This is a genomic window from Nocardia sp. CA-084685 (assembly GCF_050955785.1).
Taxonomy (GTDB): Bacteria; Actinomycetota; Actinomycetes; order Mycobacteriales; family Mycobacteriaceae; genus Nocardia.
Genome location: NZ_CP192094.1, coordinates 4442882 through 4459649 on the forward strand (window position 1 = coordinate 4442882; position 16768 = coordinate 4459649).

The window sequence follows — 16768 nt, forward strand, 5'->3', positions numbered from 1 at the left end:
CTGCTGACGTCAACACCCCTGACGCTCTTACCCGAGCATAGTCCTCGCCGAGGCTGCGGCGGGAGCCCATCAGTCCGATATTCTGAGGTCTCGCGCTATTCAGCGATACGCAGCGGCGCGTGGATGGCGGTGTGCCGCGACAGCCGGATCGGAAGCGTCGCCAAGAGTCGGACACCGGCCTGGCCAGCCAACTCGCGTCCCTGGCAAGTTGATCGTGTCCGACGCTGGTAGCGCTCCAGAAAGTCCAGCACCTGCGCACGAAAGGTGCTGCGGCAGTTCGGGAAACACCGATAGCTACGGGCGTCGAGGAACGAGCCCGCGCCAATCTGAAAACCTCAGCGGCGCTGTGTAATTGACGCATATGTCCTAGCAGGTCGGTTGTGGGACAAAGAATCCCGCATCGGTAGAACGGCGATCCGGCCACTGGAGCGGCTGAAGCCGGCATGCTGGCCATTCGGATCTTCCGGTGCACCCGTTCGACCCGGGACTACATCCGAGGTATCGGCCGCACTTCAGCCGCCGATCATTGATCAGCCTGGTCGCCATCGTGCGGCCCTGAGTCGGTTTACAGCTGACCTTTGCGCAATCAGCCCGTGTGACCGTCAGAGGTTTTTGCGGACCGCCGATGACCGTCTCAGCGGATACCCGGATCAATCGCCGAACGGTATCGGTTGTGCGACGGATCGGTGGAGATGCTGGTCGTCGGTGTCCCGGTCGGCACATAGCTGCCGCATGCTGACGGGACACAGGTCGGCCCAGCACCCCGGAGAAGGGAGATAGACGGTGGCATTGGGACGTCGTCGGCTGCTGATCGGCTTCGCTGGTGCGGGAGGCCTGGCCCTGACCGGGTGCGGGTGGGTGCGAGAATCCGCGCCGCCATCCACATCCGCCACAATCGGATTCGATCCCCCACCCGGCACCCACGATGTCCAAGCGCGCAGCCGCGCCACGATCACCGTCACCGACGGGACGCTGCGGTCGGTCGATTGGACAGATGAAACGGGCAGATCGCTGCCGGGCGCATCGTCGCCCGATCACCGCAGCTGGACCAGTGCCGAACCACTCGGCTACGGACACACCTACACCGCCACAGCGGTGGCCAACGGCGAGACCGGCGATGTCACCGCGACGACAACCTGCACCACGGTGCGACCCCGACAGCTCGTCGACGTCTCCCTCCGCTCCGCCAATCTCGTCGAACTGGCCGAAAACGACACCTACGGAATAGGTTTCGTGCTCGTCGCCCATTTCGACGAACCCGTGGACCGGGCAGCCGTGGAACCCCACCTCGAGGTCACCACCGATCCGCGTGTCACCGGTGCCTGGTACTGGCTCGACGATCAGAACGCACACTGGCGCCCAGAGCACTATCACGCACCGGGAACCAGGATCACGATCGCGGCCGAACTGTTCGGCCTCGCGCTCGGCGAGGGCCGCTACGGCCTGCGCGACCAACGAGTGTCGGTGATCATCGGGCCCGCGCACGTCGCGATCGCCGACGACGACACCAAACAGATCGAGGTCTTCGACAACGGAAACCTGGTGCGCACCATGCCCACATCGATGGGCAGGGGCGGCACCGCGGTCATCGGCGGCCGAGCCATGTCGTTCTGGACGCGCCCGGGCATCTACACCGTGCTGGACCAAAAAGACCCGGTGATCATGGACTCCGCCAGCTACGGCCTGCCCACCAACTCCGGACTCGGCTACCGCACCAGCATCAACCATGCGGTCCGCATCAGCCACGACGGAATCTACGTGCACGAACTTGCCGCAACCATGTGGGCCCAAGGCAACACCAACGTCTCACACGGCTGCCTGAACATCTCCCCCAACGACGCCGCATGGTTTTACGACTTCGTGATCCCCGGCGACGTCGTCGAAGTCCGCAATACCGGCGGCGACCCCCTCGACATCTGGCAGAACGGCGATTGGGGCATCCCCTGGTCCGACTGGCTGCACGGCGGCGCCCACACATGACAATGCAGATTCGTTGCATTGCAACAGAATTCATCACTTCCGCTCAGGGTGGGCGCGAGGTAGCGGCACCTCAGGACCCGGGCGGATGAACTTCGTGCTCTGCTGACAGGTCGTTCTGCCGAACCCGCAGTTTGGCCAAAGGGACGCGACGTGCACGATCGAGCAGTGTTGCTGAAAATTTACTGATAGTGACCCCTTGTATGTGGAGAGGGAGCATGATGGGCCAGATGAGCGATGTCAGTGGGGCGGCATCGCAGTTCTACGACTGCGGCGGGTGACGGACAAAATCGAGATGCGTCAGAGGCGCGGTGCCGTTTCGTCGTCGAATAGCCGTTTGTGACGCGGATGTCGGCCGTAGCCGAGTTCCGCTGGCGCGGTTTCCGGTCGATGATCGCGAGTAGGCGCGAGGTATTCGGAGTGTGACGTCGACGACCAAGGAGAGCGATGTTCATTCACAACAAGGGTCTGCAGTTCGAGGTGCGGGTGGATCGACCGGACCCTCGGTTCGCGACCCTGCTACAGGAACAATTCGGTGGCGCCAACGGCGAATTGAAGGCGGCGATGCAGTACTTCAGCCAGGCTTTTGTCCTGCGCCGTAAGAACCCGAAGATGTACGACCTGTTCATGGACATCGCGACCGAGGAGTTCAGTCATCTCGAGATCGTCGGTTCGATGATCACGATGCTGTTGGACGGGTTGAACGACGATCTGAAGCAGGCTAACGAACGGTGTGACTGGATGCCGGTCGTGACGAACTCGGATGGACGGGAACAGGCGATCCATCACGTGGCCGCGGATCCGTTGTTCTTCGCGTTGCAGGGTGGCGGCCCCGATGTTGGCAATTCCGCGGGTGTGCCGTGGTCGGGGGCGTACGTGAACTCCAACGGCGAGCCGTCGGTGGACTTGCGCAGCAACCTCGCGGCGGAGTCGCGGGCGAAGATCGTCTACGAATACCTCAAGCAGTTCACCGACGACCCGGGTGTACAGGATACGTTGTCGTTCCTGATGACTCGTGAGGTCGCGCATTTCCAGCAGTTCACCGCGGCGCTGAACGACCTGCCGGTCAACTTCCCTCCCGGAACGCTGCCAGGAGACGATCGTTTCCAGAACGTCGCGTTCAACATGTCGAACGGCGCCGAGAGTGCGCGCGGGCCATGGAACGAGGGACGCGGTCCGTGGCCGGAAGGGATGGAATGGCGCTACGTCGAGGATCCGGTCGGCCAGTGGCTGCGCAGCGGTGAGCGCGAGAACCACGGCACGCAGATGAACCCGGGCGGTGAGCCCGTGGTGCAGGGCAGCAAGCCGTTCACGCACGAACAGCACATTCCGGGCTGACCAGTTCGATCATTCGATCAGATTTCGCCACGAGATCGGTGATGGTCGCCTCCCGGTGTGACGCCGGCGAGTAGCAATTCTTCTGGCCTGCAGAGGACTTTCGCGGTGCCGAGCAGTCCGCGCTGCTCGGCACCGTTATCGCAGACCGGTGCCCAGCTCGCGAGGTGTTTGCTGTCCCCTTCCAAGGGTAAGGCCGCAGCAGCGCAAGTCGCGCTGACCGTACTACTTGTCCAAGGAGACCATCGTGGAAGCAACGTCGATCAACACCACCGATGATGTCGTCACGTTTTTGATCGAGCAGCACGTGCGTATCCGCGAACTGTTCGCCCAGGTCGAGCAGGCCCCAACGGCTGAGCAGCGGGAGCAGAAGTTCTACGAACTGCGCCGCTTGCTGGCGGTCCACGAAACCGCCGAGGAAGAAATCATCCACCCGCGCTTCCGGCGAGAAGTCCATGACGGTGCCGACATCATCCAGGCGCGTCTCGACGAGGAGAACAAGGCCAAGCGCCAGCTCGCCGACATCGAAGCGGTCGATATCGATTCCCCCGAGTTCGACGCCAAGCTCGCGGCCCTGCGCGACGGGGTGCTCGCACACGCCGAACACGAGGAGCACGAGGAGTTCAACCGATTGCGTTCCGAACTGGAACCCGATGAGCTGGCACGTCTGCGCAATGCGGTGAAATTCGCCGAAGCCATGGCACCGACACGTCCGCATCCCGGCGTCGAGTCCGCGGGCGCGAATCTGCTCGTGGGACCATTCGCGGCGATGATGGACCGCGCCAAAGACGCCATCAGCAAACCCCACACGAAATGATCACCACTCACACGGTGCGGGGCCTGTTTTCAGCCGTTGACGACACCATTTCCTGACGTGGTGAGCGCGGACCACGCCGTTGCCTCCCAATATATCCGCGGCCTCGTGATCGCATTGCGACGAGCCGCCCGGCAGCGTGGTCCGCGTGCAACGGCGATGGCGACGCGTGATCTCAACGGAGAAACCGGCGGCCGCAGCAGCCGATGCCGCATATGGGCTGTACTCACCGCTCCGCGTTCCGTGGTTGGCGGCGATGATCCGCCGGTGATCGAAAACCCACGGCCGCGAATACGTTTGGCCGGGCCTGAACGGGTATCCGTCGAAAGCTGAGTTCGGACAATTTTATTCACAGGAGCTGCATAGACCATGCCCGTATTGAACGCAGTCGCACTGGTTTGCACCTTGAAGAAGTCCCCGGCGCCGTCGAGTAGCGAGACCATCGCCCGACAAGTTCTCGACGAGTTGGCCGAGCATCAGGTCAAGGGAAATATGCTGCGGGTGGTGGATTTCGGTGTCAGCCCCGGCATCACCGCGGATGAGGGACCGGGTGATCAATGGCCCGTGCTGCGAGACCACATCGTGGCCGCCGACATCCTCGTCATGGCCACCCCGACCTGGCTGGGGCACATGTCGTCGATTGCCCAGCGAGTGCTCGAACGTTTGGACGCCGAGCTCTCGAATACCGACTCACAAGGGCGTCCCGCCATGTTCGGCAAAGTCGCCGTCGCCGCGGTAGTCGGCAACGAAGACGGCGCACATAAGATCGTCGCCGATCTGTTCCAGGGACTCAACGACATCGGCTTCACCATCCCCGCCCAGGGCTGCACCTACTGGAACGGAGAAGCCATGGGCAGCACCGATTTCCGAGACCTCGACAGCACCCCGGAGACCGTCGCCACCACCACACGCACACTTGCTGGCAATGCCGCACACCTGGCCCGCCTGCTGCACTCCGAGCTCTACCCCGCGTCAGCTTGACCGCTGAACCTGATCAGGTCGTTGCCGCGGGACGGCTCGGACTCCACGGGTGGAACGCAGCCGAAGCCGTTTCGAGCCGCCACCACGCCAACCGTTCGGCGAGTTCGGGCAACCAATCAGCTGGCGAATGGCAGAGATCGTGGCGCGCGCGGGCAGCGGCGGCGTGCAGAACATCGGCGGCGACAGCGGGGAAGTCGTGTCGAAGGTGCTCGATCGCATCGGCAACAACGAAGTCGGACGTGGCCCTATCTGATCTCACCGATGTCATCTCGTGCCCTTCCGCCCTGCTCATTCGTGGATCGCTTCGTCCGACGGTATTTACTCGAGCGTGGCCGGGACAGGGCCACTGGTCCCACTGTCGTGGGTCGATAGGCCCTGTTGAGGCGGCGTCGACGATCTACGGTGGACAGATGACCGCCTTGGAATATCAGCATGTGCTGGTCGCGCGGGACGGCGACACCGTGCGGATCACCATGAACCGGCCGCAGCGGCGCAATGCGCTGTCAGGCGAGTATCTGGCAGAACTCCTCGCCTCATTCCGGGCTGCTGGGGAGACCGACGCCACCGGCATAGTGCTGGGGGCGCACGGTCCGGTGTTCTCCGCGGGACATGATTTCGCCGACGTCGCCGCGCGCGATCTACTCGGCGTGCGGGAACTGCTCACACTGTGCACCGAGCTTATGTCGACCATCCAGTCGGTGCCGCAGGTGGTGATCGCCCGGGTGCACGGTTTGGCCACGGCCGCCGGTTGCCAGCTGGTGGCCTCATGCGATCTTGCCGTCGCCGCCGAATCGGCCGGTTTCGCACTTCCCGGCGGCAAGGGAGGCTGGTTCTGCCACACTCCCGCAGTGCCGGTGGCGCGCGCCGTCGGCCGTAAACGCCTGATGGAACTGGCGCTCACCGGCGACCCGATCGATGCCCGCACCGCCGAGCAGTGGGGGCTGATCAACCGAGCGGTGCCGGACGCCGAGCTGGACACCGCCGTAGATGAGTTGCTCGCCCGCGCAACCAGAGGCAGCCGGGCCAGCAAGGCGCTCGGCAAACGCACCCTCTACAGCCAACTCGACCGCCCCGAAGCAGATGCCTACGCCCTCGCCCTGGAAGTCATGGCCGCCGCCGCCCAACTTCCCGGTGCCCGCGAAGGGATGGCGGCCTTTCTCACGAAGCGCCCGCCCGTCTGGCGCGACTAATGCTCACCGCTCGTTGCCGATCGAACATTGTTGGCGCTCAGCGCATGTCTGTCGACGGCCACGGGCGAACCCGACAGCGGCGTATGTAAAGCTGTGCCGACCCAGAGTGAACGGAACGCCGGAAAAGACAAGCGGGCAGCGGCCTGTTCGCGGCCGCCCTACACTCGACGCACACGCATGCTCTCGACGGAGGTGATCGGCGGTTGAACCCCAGGGACCCGCGCGACCAGCACACCGCACGTTACGAATCCGGTTTTCAGCCGGGGAACTACCGTGACCCCGCCTATAGCCAGGATCACGGATACAGCCAGGATCCTGGCTACAGCCAAGACCACGGTTACAGTCAAGACGCCAGTTACAGCCAGGATCACGGTTACGGCCAGGATCACGGATATAGCCGAGACCGCGGATACAGCACGTATCAGCAATCCGATTATCCGGACCGGCAGTCTCGACGACAGCAAGGTCCGGATGTCAACATCGGTATGTTCGTCGGCGGTGTATTCGCGGCTGCGGTGGTGACCGCGCTCGCCGCTTGGCTGTGCGCCTGGATCATCGAGATCATTGCCACCCGGGTGACCGAGAGCGGCAAGTTCGGGGTGTGGAACCCGATGGCGCAGGATGCGTACTGGTTCGCGGCCGTGGCCTTCATCTGCACGCTGTTGGCCGGGGTGCTCTGGTATCTGCTGCGCCTCGGCACTCCGTCACCGGAATTGTTCTTCAACTGGATCGTGGGAATCCTCACCGCCGCGGCCGTGATCATTCCCCTGGCACTGTCGAGCCACCTCTGGATCGGAATCTCCACCGCGATCGAACATTTGGTGATCGGACTGCCGATCCTGAGCTTGGTACGCATGGTGGGTGCCAAAAGCGTCGTAAACCAGTGAGGAACGGCCGCCCCGGCTACAGTCGGCATCGCCCCGCTTAGCTGCGATACGGCCCCGGCTTCAGTACGGGATAGGCTTGTTTTCCTCGGCCCAGGTCTGCTCGATATCGCTGCCGATCGGCGGCGGGAAGAGGCTGGCGATCATCCAGGTGTCGCGGGCCACCTCGTTGATATTGAATTCGAGGTACAGGCCGCGGTCGTGCGTATAAGGGGTCATGAGGGCGTCGAGGCCCCGGGTCATGCGCTTTCGCATCTCGGGGTCGTCGAGTTGACGGGCGAGGTGGTCGATGGTGATGCGCACCGAGGCGGTGGTGGGTTCGCCGCCCACATAGAAGGAGTCGGCGGGGAGTTCGTGGAACAGCGCTACGGCGTAGAACTCCGGCAGACCGACGCGGGCATAGTAGGCGGTGATGTCCCGGGCGAAGTTTTGCTTGTCCTCACTGGTGTAGGTGTTCGGGGGGTGGTAAATGTGCCAGAGCGGCATGGTGGATTCCTTTGGACGAAGCGAAGTTTCAGCGACGGAACGGAAGGACCAGGTTTTCCACGGGACCGGAGAGAGAGGCCTTCACCTGCCGGGTGAACTCATCGACGAGGACCTCGTGCGCACCCTGTTCCAGGCCATCGGCGAGTGCGGCGGCGACCGTGGCGGGGCTGAGCTTGACGACATCGATGGCCTTCACCATGTCGGTGTCGGCGAAGCCGAGGTGGACGCCGACGACCTGGGTACCCTGCGCCGCCAGTTCGACGCGCAGGGAGTTGGTCAGAGACCACAAGGCCGCCTTGGACGCGCCGTACGCCGCGGCCCCGGAGCTCCAGGACAGCACGGAGTGGATATCCACTAGTGCGCCACCACCATTGGCCGCGAGGATAGGGGCGAAGGCCTGGGCGATGCGCAGGGGGCCGAAGACGTTGGTCTCGAATGTTTCGACAACATCGGCCATTTCGGCGTGCAGTAGCGGCGCTGGACGCAATACACCCGCGTTGTTGATGACGATGTTCACGTCAGTGGCCCGATCAGCCACGGCCGCAATCGAATCCGGGTCGGTAACTTCCAATTCGAGCGGGACGACCCGAGAGTCTTCGCCTGCCTCGACTTTGCGTGCGGTGGCGTAGACCTTGGCCGCGCCACGCGCCAGGAGCTCCTCGGTGAAAGCACGGCCGAGGCCGCGCTGCCCGCCGGTCACCAATGCGATAGCGCCTTCGATTGTGGTCATGTCTGCCTTCCTGATGCGATGACGTCGCCGCTGACTATACAACACTATAGTCAAATAGCAGAGGTGTATAACGAACTGGCCACTGATAAGGCTCGGGCGGTGGTCGCGTTTCATCGCCGGTGGGGCCGCAAGACCGAAGCCTGGCGTGCGGTGAGTTGCCGTGACATAGCTGACGTGATCGATAACAATGCCGCGCATGACGGTGGCGGCGAGCGGCGGATTGATAGATCGGCGGGCTGATCAGGCGCTCAATACGACACCGCGCGCGACATTTCGGCCCGACATCGAGGGGTTGCGAGCAGTTGCCGTACTAGCCGTTGTGCTCTTTCATGCGAACATGCCCGGGGATGGGGGCGGATTCGTCGGTGTCGACGTCTTTTTCGTCATTTCCGGCTTCCTCGTCACCGGAATCCTTTGGCGGGAAGCGGCTTCCGCCGACACCGTCGGGCTGGTCCGGTTCTACGGCGCGCGGGCCCGCCGTCTGCTGCCCGCAGCAGGTTTCGTGGTGGTTGTCACCGCGATCGCAGCGGCCGTACTGCTGCCACCGCTGCAGGCTCGCCAGGTGCTCGGCGATGGGATCGCCAGTGCCTTGTATGCCGGGAACTATCGGCTCGCGCTGCGCGGCACCGACTACCTTGCCGGTGACACGTCTCCGTCGCCGTTTCAGCACTTTTGGTCGCTGGGTGTGGAGGAACAGTTCTATCTGTTGTGGCCCGTACTGATCGCGGTAACGGCCTGGTTCGCGCGGCGCCGCCGGATCGGCACGGCAGCTGTGTTCCCGTACCTGAGTGTTCTTGCGATTGTCGCCGCGCTCTCCTTCGCGATCTCGCTGATCTGGACCCGCAATCTGCCAGCATGGGCGTTCTTCTCGCTGCCGACGCGGGCGTGGGAACTGGGTGTCGGCGGCATGATCGCGCTGTCGGCCGTTGCGTGGTCGCGTTTGCCGAAAGCGGTCGCCGCCTCTGCCGGATGGATCGGGCTGGTCCTGATCGTCGTGGCGTGTGCCCGGCTGAACGGGCAGACACCATATCCCGGCACCGCGGCCATACTGCCCGTTATCGGTACTGCCCTGGTGATCGTATCGGGTTGTGTGGGAACACGATTCGGGGTTGGGCGCGGACTGGCACTGCCCGTAATGCGGGCGATCGGCCGGGTGTCGTACTCCTGGTATCTGTGGCACTGGCCGGTTTTGCTGTTGGCGCCGCGTGTGCTCGGTCATCAGCTCGGACTGAGCGGCTCAATGGGCGCGGTCATGATGGCTGGTGGACTAGCCATGCTCACGTTGTGGCTGGTCGAGAATCCGGTTCGCTTCGCCGCTGCGTTGCGAGGATCGGCCGCACGCAGCCTCGCCTGCGGTGGCGCGATCACCGCGGTGGCCGGTTGTGTGGGATTGACGCTGCTCGTGCTCACTCCCGTCCCGGTCGGCCATGGTGCGGCGGCCGCGGCTCTCACGCTCGCCACACCCGCCGCGCCGGCGACTTCCAGCGCCGACGCGCGCGACGCGGCGGTCCGGCAGCTGACCGCACAGACGCAGGCCGCAGTCGCTGCCTCGGCCGAAATCCCAGCTGTCCCTTCGAATCTCACTCCCTCGCTGGCCGACGCGCCCGGGGACAAGGCGGGCGTGTTCGTCGACGGCTGCGTGCGGTCGTGGCGTGAGGTGGGACAGGCCGAGTGCGCCTCCGGCGATCCGGACTCGACCACGACAGTGGCCCTGGTCGGCGATTCGCATGCCGCGATGTGGCATCCGGCGTTCGAGCCGATCGCCGCGCAGCGGCACTGGCGCCTGGAAACCATGGCCAAGGTCACCTGCCCACTGCTCGGCTTGCCCATCACCAGCCCCTATCTGGGCCGGGAGTACACCGAATGCGAGCAGTGGCGCGACCAGATCCTGACCCGATTGCGGGCTGAACGCCCCAGCCTCATCGTGCTGAGCATGTCCCGGCGCTACGGCGCCGACTTCGGCTTCAGCTCTTACGACCAGGCCTGGGTCGAGAGCCTCAACCGCCTCGTCGGCCAACTGCGAGCGACCGGAGCGGCGGTCCTGGTTCTCGGGTCGATCCCGGATCCGCACACCACTGTGCCGGTATGCCTGTCCGAACATATCGACGATCCCGCGCCATGCACGCCGGCACGGCCGGTCGCGGTCAACGACGCGGGCATCGCGGCCGAGCAGGCGGCGGCCACCGCCGGTGGCGGCCAGTACGCCGATCTGACCCCGCTGTTCTGCACGGCCGCCCGCTGCCCCCTCATCATCGGTGACAACCTGGTGTACCGCGACGATAATCACCTCACCGTCGGTTACGCCAGAACACTCGGACCGGTCATCGCCGCACTCGCTGACCATGCGCTCGCCAATGGGTGAAGCTGGCCATGCAGGTGCGAGTTGGATGTTCAGGCAGCCGAACATCAATGCGTTCATCTGTTTCCCAGAAAGTCTGTGGCCCAGTCGGGGATCGGCATCGTCGCTCTACTCGGTGTTCTCGGCGCCGCATGGATGGCCTTCCTCGTCCTCCGCGGCCGCAACGACAGCCGCGATGCGCGGTCCCCGGCTCAACTTTCGGTGAAACCACAGCGGCCCAATGTGTTCCGCGTGGTCACTACCGCGCGATCAGGGCAACAGTGGCTGGACCGGGATTCCCGATGCTGGGAATGGCCGATACTCGATTCGCACCGGTCCGAGTCAGTAGAGGATGACGGATGTCGCGATTCGTTGGTCCGCAGCCGAGCGACAACGGGGTACTGAGATGAGCCCGACCGTCGACCACTATCGGATCGTTCCGGAGCTGACCGTTCCCGATTACGCATCGGACACACTCAAAGGCATCGTCAGCGCCACCCGCAAGGCGATCCAAGCCAACGTCGACAATCTGGGCGCTGGCACGCCGGCCAGGGCCCCGAAATTTGTGAAACTGCTGCGGGACAACAAGCTTATCGACGATAAGAATCAGTCGATCGCCACCACCAACCACAACGAAACCGTCTCCGCACTGCGCGACATCGAAGCCTCGATGGACGCGAACGACGAAGGCGTCGACAGCTCGACCTACGGAACCTACTCCGTCGCGGGCGACACATATGACGATATCGAGCGAGCGGTCAACCAGCTCCAAGGCACCATCAACGACGCAATGAAGGCGCCCGGGCCCAGCGTCGACCCGACAGGCAAACAATACTGGCCGGAATCGGTGGAGGGCCCACTCCGGACCGCGTGCGCCACCGCCGCCGCGACAGTAGAGCAGCGGATGCGCGACGCCGCGACCGATATCCAGCGCCATGCCGACCATATCAACAACTCCGCCCCCGATAACCCGATCAGCAGCGGCTACGGTGGGACCACGGCGCCGTTGACGACACCGTGGTCCGGCCACAGCTACGTGCCACCCGCCGACGCCAGCACCATCGACAAGATCAAGGGATTCGCCGCAAACGAACTCGGCGTCACCGAAATCGGAACCAACCATGTGAACCGCCCGTACAACATCGATGACGCGTGGTGCGCGTCCTTCGCGACCTGGGTCTGGAAACAGTCGGGCATCGACGTCGACTGGAGCAACAAGAACTACGTGCCCAGCGTCTGGTCCGACGCCGCCGGTAAGGGCTTGGCCGATAGCGACATGTCGAGCGCCCGCCCCGGAGACATGGTCGTTTTCGGCGGCCAACACCACATCGGTGTCGTGGTGGCCCGCAATGGCAACACCATCACTACCATCGAAGGCAATTCCGGCGACGCCGTACGCCAGCACACCTACAACCTGGCCAGCGGAAATTTCACCGGCGTCATACACCCACCGGCCAAGACTCCGGCCAACGTGTAACCGCCAACTGGAAGGGCGGCGGATCCGCTGGAGTCGATAGGGTGGTTCGATGTCCAGAATCGATGAGTGTGCTAGCCGAGTGGCCGCGGTCGCCATGCGGTCGAAACGGACGGTGGCGGTTGCCGAATCCTTGACCTGCGGCCAGTTGTCGTCTGCGTTGGGCGCAGCCCAGGATTCGGCGCAGTGGTTGCGCGGTGGTGTGGTTGCCTACAGTGCGGATGTCAAACACCAGGTGCTCGGGGTGCCCCAGGTACCTGTCGTATCGGAGACCGCGGCGCGAGCCATGGCGGGCGGCGTGCGGAAATTGCTCGGCGCCGACGTCGCCGTGGCTGTGACCGGGGTGGGCGGTCCCGATCCCCAGGACGGTGAACCGGCGGGATCGGTATGGCTGGCGGTGCACGGCGAGACCGTGACCTGGGCACGGCATGAGCACTTCGATGGCGGACCCGAAGACGTGCTGAGGCGCACGGTCGAAGTCGCGCTCGACATGGTGCGCGAGGCGATGGACGACACCGCACACTGACATATCCGGCGGTCCCGGTACTACCAGGGTCGCGACTTCCCTTTGCTCGCATGCGTGGAAAGCGTCACCGATAACTACGCGGTAGACGGGTAGCCCACCGATATCCACCGCCGAGCGAGAAGGAGCGACAGTGACCCGATTCGGATACACACTGATGACCGAGCAGAGCGGCCCGCGCGAACTCGTCCGCTATGCGGTCGCCGCTGAAAAGGCAGGATTCGACTTCCTGGTCAGCAGCGACCACTACGCACCGTGGCTCGAGGAGCAGGGACACGCCCCGAACGCCTGGACCACCCTCGGGGCCGTCGCACAGGCGACCCGGCGAATCCCATTGATGACCTACGTGACGTGCCCGACCATGCGCTACCACCCGGCGATCGTGGCGCAGCAGGCGGCGACATTGCAGATCCTGGCCGAAGGGCGGTTCACCCTCGGACTCGGAAGCGGCGAGAGCCTCAACGAACACGTGATCGGCGCGGGCTGGCCCGGGCTCGAGGAACGGCTGGAGCGACTCGCGGAGGCCATCGGCATCATTCGTGATCTGCACGCGGGCGGGACCGTCAGCCGGCTCGGCGACTGGTATCGAGTCGACGCCGCCAAGGTATGGGACTTGCCGGACCAGCCGGTACCGATCGCGGTCGCGGTATCCGGACCACGATCAGTGCAACGACTCGCCCCGTTGGCCGACGAGATGGTCAGCACCAGTCCCGATGCTGAACTCGTTCGGTCATGGCATCGCATGCGCGCGACCGACTCCGCTGCGGCGAAGCCCCGCGTCACCGGACAACTGCCGATCAGCTGGGATACCGACCGCGACAAAGCAATCCAGCGCGCCCACGAACAGTTCCGGTGGTCGGTGGGCGGCTGGGATGTCAACTCGAACCTGCCTACGCCGGCGAGTTTCGCGGCCGCGACGCAGTTCGTTCGCCCGCAAGATATCGCCGAGACGATCCCGTGCGGTCCCGACCTCGACGCCATCGTTGCGGCGGTGCGGCCCTACCAGGACGCTGGCTTCACCGACATCGCTGTCGTCGAAATCGGCGACGAACAGCAGGACCGGTTCCTCGCCGAGGCAGCCGAACCGCTGCTGGCGAAACTCCGTGCCGCCGATACCGATTCCTGAGCTCATGGGCCACCGGTCGAGCCGCCTACGATGGCTGTGTTCTTATCGGGCGATCTGCCTCAGCTAGTCGGCTCCGCTGGTGGCGCTGTCAATCAACTCGTTGCCGTGCGGTTGCCGAACACATCAAAGGCTTGTGTCTTACCGCCTGGACCGGCTTCGACCTGCGCATTCATTCTCGAATGGCGCATAGCTACGGACACGGGTAGGCGACTACTCCTTATCTCTTGTCGAGGTGACCTACCAGATCGAGTGCCCCGGCAGGGGTAAGCGGTTACATGGCGCGGTGTTGTGCGAAAAACCCCGCAGGCCTTGCTTTTAGACCCATCGACACCTTTCGGCGTGTCGGCAAAAGCTCAACCGACTTGGCGGGACAATCAGCGGATGGTCCTCAGCCGAAGATCGTTGCTGGCGTTGGCCGCGGCGCTACCTGCCGCCGGGCACGCGGCGGCCGCGCAGCGGCCACCTTCGGTCCCGCGGTACACCATGACCGCGTTCACCGATGCCAGCGAAACCGATCTGTACGTTTACGAATCCGACGATGCGATCACCTTCCGGCAGCTGAGCGGGCCCGCCTACCGGCCGCCGGCGGGTCTGCTGCGCGACCCCAGCGTCTTTCGCAATGTCGATGGCTATTACTACCTCACATACACAACCGGCTGGGAAGGGCGAACCATCGGTTTCGCCTACAGTGCGGACCGGCTGAACTGGAGTCATCTCTACGACATCATGGTGCCGCTGCCGGGCGTCACATCGACCTGGGCGCCGGAGTGGTTCATCGACACCGACGCAAGCATCAATGTGATCGTCTCACTGTCGGACGGCTACCGGTTCACACCGCACCTGACCACCGCCGATCCGAAACTGCGCTCATGGAGCGCGCTGAGGCCGATGATCGGGCTGGCCCAGCCCGACAACACCTCCTACGGCTATATCGACACCACCGTGGTCCGCGCCGACGGGCGCTACTACGCGTTCACCAAGAACGAATCCACCAAATACATCGAACTCGCCGTCGCCGATCATCTGCTCGGCCCGTACACCTTTGTGGCAACCGACGATTGGGCCGGTTGGGGCGCGCCCGTCGAAGGACAATGCGTCATCGCGCTACCTGGCGGAGGCTGGCGAATCTATTTCGACGCCTACACCGATCATCAGTACCTCTACAGCGACTGCCACGACGACTTCCGTACGTGGACAACACCTCTCGAACTGCCCGACTTATCGGGCACGGTTCGTCATTTCACGGTCTACCCGGAGTTCATCGAACAGCCCGATAGTTGATGCGACCGCCGTGGTGGCGAGCGTCGGGCTGGCACATCGGCGGCGCGCACGGTCATCGTCGACCCGGATCATGAAATACCCGGAGGACCGAAAGCGCTTCGGCAACTGCACGGGTTGACCGCAGCCGAGGCGCGCGTCGCGGCGGCGGCTTTCCGCGGCGAAGGCTCGCCGTCGATCGCGAAGGAACTGGCGGTGTCGGCCAACACCGTGCGCACGCACCGGCAACACGTCTTCGAAAAGACCGGTACGCATCGACAGGCAGAACTGGTTCGGGTGCTGACGGCTTCGCTGTCCAGAACAGCTCAGTTCGTCGAACGCAACGAGGAGGAGGTCGCGCCGGCCGATCGACCGACGGTGTGCAGGTGACGTAGCGCCTGGGCGTATGAGCTGAACAGGCTGGTCTGGCAATAGGGAACACCGATTTCAGCGCAGAATGTGGCGACCAGCGGTTGGGCCCGGCGCAGGTTGGCCCGGGGCATGGATGGGAACAGGTGGTGCTCGATCTGGTAGTTCAGGCCGCCGAGGGCAGCATCGGTCAACCACCCGCCGTGGACATTACGAGATGTGAGCACCTGACGGCGCAGAAAGTCGGTTGAACCAGGTGTCGGCAGTACGGCCATCCCCTTGTGGTTGGGTGCGAAAGCGCACCCCATGTAGAACCCGAACAGGCTTTGCTGCGCCACCACGAAGGCAATCGCTTTAGCCGGGGACAACACCTGGAACACGGCAGACAGATACAAGATCGCGTGGGCGCCCAGTAGCGTGGCTTCCCAGGCCCAGTACGGCGTCGCCCGTCGTGCCACGGCTCGAACACTTGCGGTGTGCAGGCTGCCCGCTTCGAAGAACAGCATCGGGAAGAACAGCCATGCCTGGTATCGGAATATCAGTCGCCGGATGCCGAAGCCGTCCCGCGCCCGCGCCTCGGAATGCGCCAGCACGCCCATGACATCGGGGTCGGCGCCCTCGGTATTGGGGTTTGCGTGGTGCCGATTGTGATTGCCGACCCACCAGCCGATGCTCACCCCGATGCCGAGGTTTCCGCAGATCATGCCGAACAGTTGATTGGCCTGCCGGGTGCGAAAGATCTGCTGATGCCCGGCGTCGTGGCCCAGGAAGGCGAACTGAGCGAAGATCGCGGCCAGAAACACCGCAGTGCCCAATTGCCACCACGAGTCACCAACAAGCGCGAACGCCGTCCACCCGGCGGTCAGCCCCGCCACCGTGACCGCGATCCGCCAACCGAAGTACCGCGGCCGCCGGTTGAGCAGTCCCGCCTGTCGCACTCGGCGAGACAATCTGGCGTAGTCGCTGCCCCGCTCCCCTACTCGGTCGCGTTCGACGCGCGGGTCGGTTTCGGTTGGTGTCACGCGTTGGCCCCTATCGATACATCACCGGTCGCCAAGGATGCCCACAAATCTAGCGGTGTGAACCGAACAATAGCCTCACACAGCCCGAACACTCGGGGGGCGGTGTGGCGATCGACTGCCGAACAGAGCTCCCACTTCGGCGACTGAAAACCGAGGGTGGCTCGGTCTTCAAGTCTTAAACCGGACAGTCATCTTCGAAATGTTGCCTTGTTTCGGCCGATTCGCGTGGTAGCCAGCGGTAAGCTGTTATTGACGCTTTTCC

The 16768-nt window shown here is 64.1% G+C and carries 16 protein-coding genes; 13 read left to right on the forward strand and 3 right to left on the reverse strand.

The features are described from left to right. Positions 1-783: 783 nt before the first annotated feature. From ACQP2U_RS20040 to ACQP2U_RS20070, 7 genes are all read left to right on the forward strand, one after another. Positions 784-1980 carry an Ig-like domain-containing protein gene (locus ACQP2U_RS20040; RefSeq protein WP_433716056.1) on the forward strand — a complete coding sequence of 399 codons (1197 nt, stop codon included), beginning with the start codon at positions 784-786 and terminating at the stop codon, positions 1978-1980. Positions 1981-2424: 444 nt separating this feature from the next. After that, positions 2425-3315 (forward strand): manganese catalase family protein, encoded by an 891-nt coding sequence (locus ACQP2U_RS20045; protein ID WP_433716057.1) that lies wholly within the window; start codon positions 2425-2427, stop codon positions 3313-3315. A gap of 244 nt (positions 3316-3559) precedes the next feature. Beyond that, complete coding sequence (locus ACQP2U_RS20050) at positions 3560-4129, forward strand: hemerythrin domain-containing protein (RefSeq protein ID WP_397035510.1); 570 nt, start codon at positions 3560-3562, stop codon at positions 4127-4129. A gap of 366 nt (positions 4130-4495) precedes the next feature. Further along, entirely contained in the window at positions 4496-5107 is a 612-nt protein-coding gene (locus tag ACQP2U_RS20055) for a flavodoxin family protein (RefSeq protein WP_433716058.1), read from the forward strand. Positions 5108-5234: 127 nt separating this feature from the next. Beyond that, the gene (locus ACQP2U_RS20060) at positions 5235-5360 is read left to right on the forward strand and encodes a hypothetical protein (RefSeq protein WP_433716059.1); all 126 of its coding nucleotides are present in this window, start codon (positions 5235-5237) and stop codon (positions 5358-5360) included. A 157-nt stretch (positions 5361-5517) separates the two neighbouring features. Further along, complete coding sequence (locus tag ACQP2U_RS20065; RefSeq protein ID WP_433716060.1) at positions 5518-6297, forward strand: enoyl-CoA hydratase-related protein; 780 nt, start codon at positions 5518-5520, stop codon at positions 6295-6297. Positions 6298-6500: 203 nt separating this feature from the next. Then, complete coding sequence (locus tag ACQP2U_RS20070) at positions 6501-7184, forward strand: hypothetical protein (protein ID WP_433716061.1); 684 nt, start codon at positions 6501-6503, stop codon at positions 7182-7184. A gap of 60 nt (positions 7185-7244) precedes the next feature. Here ACQP2U_RS20070 and ACQP2U_RS20075 read toward each other — a convergent pair whose 3' ends face one another. Together ACQP2U_RS20075 and ACQP2U_RS20080 are read right to left on the reverse strand one after the other, a co-directional pair. Then, positions 7245-7667 carry a tautomerase family protein gene (locus ACQP2U_RS20075; protein ID WP_433716062.1) on the reverse strand — a complete coding sequence of 141 codons (423 nt, stop codon included), beginning with the start codon at positions 7665-7667 and terminating at the stop codon, positions 7245-7247. Between the two features lie 28 nt (positions 7668-7695). Next, the gene (locus tag ACQP2U_RS20080) at positions 7696-8397 is read right to left on the reverse strand and encodes an SDR family oxidoreductase (RefSeq protein ID WP_397035504.1); all 702 of its coding nucleotides are present in this window, start codon (positions 8395-8397) and stop codon (positions 7696-7698) included. A 196-nt stretch (positions 8398-8593) separates the two neighbouring features. On the opposite strand from ACQP2U_RS20080, the gene ACQP2U_RS20085 reads away from it, so the two are divergent. The 6 genes from ACQP2U_RS20085 (at position 8594) to ACQP2U_RS20110 (ending at position 15505) form a co-directional block, all read left to right on the forward strand. Next, positions 8594-10759, forward strand: coding sequence for an acyltransferase family protein (locus tag ACQP2U_RS20085; protein WP_433716063.1), 2166 nt, complete (start codon positions 8594-8596; stop codon positions 10757-10759). A gap of 382 nt (positions 10760-11141) precedes the next feature. Beyond that, on the forward strand, positions 11142-12212 hold the full coding sequence (locus tag ACQP2U_RS20090) for a CHAP domain-containing protein (protein WP_433716064.1): 1071 nt from the start codon (positions 11142-11144) through the stop codon (positions 12210-12212). Positions 12213-12261: 49 nt separating this feature from the next. Then, positions 12262-12735, forward strand: a complete 474-nt coding sequence (locus ACQP2U_RS20095) for a CinA family protein (RefSeq protein WP_433716065.1) — start codon at positions 12262-12264, stop codon at positions 12733-12735. A 130-nt stretch (positions 12736-12865) separates the two neighbouring features. Next, a complete protein-coding gene (locus tag ACQP2U_RS20100) occupies positions 12866-13858 on the forward strand; it encodes a TIGR03557 family F420-dependent LLM class oxidoreductase (protein WP_433716066.1) in 993 nt (330 codons plus the stop codon). A 381-nt stretch (positions 13859-14239) separates the two neighbouring features. Next, positions 14240-15139 carry a glycoside hydrolase gene (locus ACQP2U_RS20105; protein WP_433716067.1) on the forward strand — a complete coding sequence of 300 codons (900 nt, stop codon included), beginning with the start codon at positions 14240-14242 and terminating at the stop codon, positions 15137-15139. Between the two features lie 114 nt (positions 15140-15253). Continuing rightward, complete coding sequence (locus ACQP2U_RS20110; protein ID WP_433716068.1) at positions 15254-15505, forward strand: LuxR C-terminal-related transcriptional regulator; 252 nt, start codon at positions 15254-15256, stop codon at positions 15503-15505. Here the strand turns inward: ACQP2U_RS20110 and ACQP2U_RS20115 are convergent. Then, positions 15442-16506 carry a fatty acid desaturase family protein gene (locus ACQP2U_RS20115; protein WP_433716069.1) on the reverse strand — a complete coding sequence of 355 codons (1065 nt, stop codon included), beginning with the start codon at positions 16504-16506 and terminating at the stop codon, positions 15442-15444. The genes ACQP2U_RS20110 and ACQP2U_RS20115 overlap by 64 nt on opposite strands. Positions 16507-16768 lie beyond the last annotated feature (262 nt).

Coding starts and splice junctions, on each gene's coding strand:
- ACQP2U_RS20045 (WP_433716057.1), top strand. CDS start 2,425: ATGTTCATTCACAACAAGGGTCTGCAGTTCGAGGTGCGGGTGGATCGA.
- ACQP2U_RS20055 (WP_433716058.1), top strand. CDS start 4,496: ATGCCCGTATTGAACGCAGTCGCACTGGTTTGCACCTTGAAGAAGTCC.
- ACQP2U_RS20060 (WP_433716059.1), top strand. CDS start 5,235: ATGGCAGAGATCGTGGCGCGCGCGGGCAGCGGCGGCGTGCAGAACATC.
- ACQP2U_RS20065 (WP_433716060.1), top strand. CDS start 5,518: ATGACCGCCTTGGAATATCAGCATGTGCTGGTCGCGCGGGACGGCGAC.
- ACQP2U_RS20075 (WP_433716062.1), bottom strand. CDS start 7,667: ATGCCGCTCTGGCACATTTACCACCCCCCGAACACCTACACCAGTGAG.
- ACQP2U_RS20080 (WP_397035504.1), bottom strand. CDS start 8,397: ATGACCACAATCGAAGGCGCTATCGCATTGGTGACCGGCGGGCAGCGC.
- ACQP2U_RS20085 (WP_433716063.1), top strand. CDS start 8,594: ATGACGGTGGCGGCGAGCGGCGGATTGATAGATCGGCGGGCTGATCAG.
- ACQP2U_RS20090 (WP_433716064.1), top strand. CDS start 11,142: ATGAGCCCGACCGTCGACCACTATCGGATCGTTCCGGAGCTGACCGTT.
- ACQP2U_RS20095 (WP_433716065.1), top strand. CDS start 12,262: ATGTCCAGAATCGATGAGTGTGCTAGCCGAGTGGCCGCGGTCGCCATG.
- ACQP2U_RS20105 (WP_433716067.1), top strand. CDS start 14,240: ATGGTCCTCAGCCGAAGATCGTTGCTGGCGTTGGCCGCGGCGCTACCT.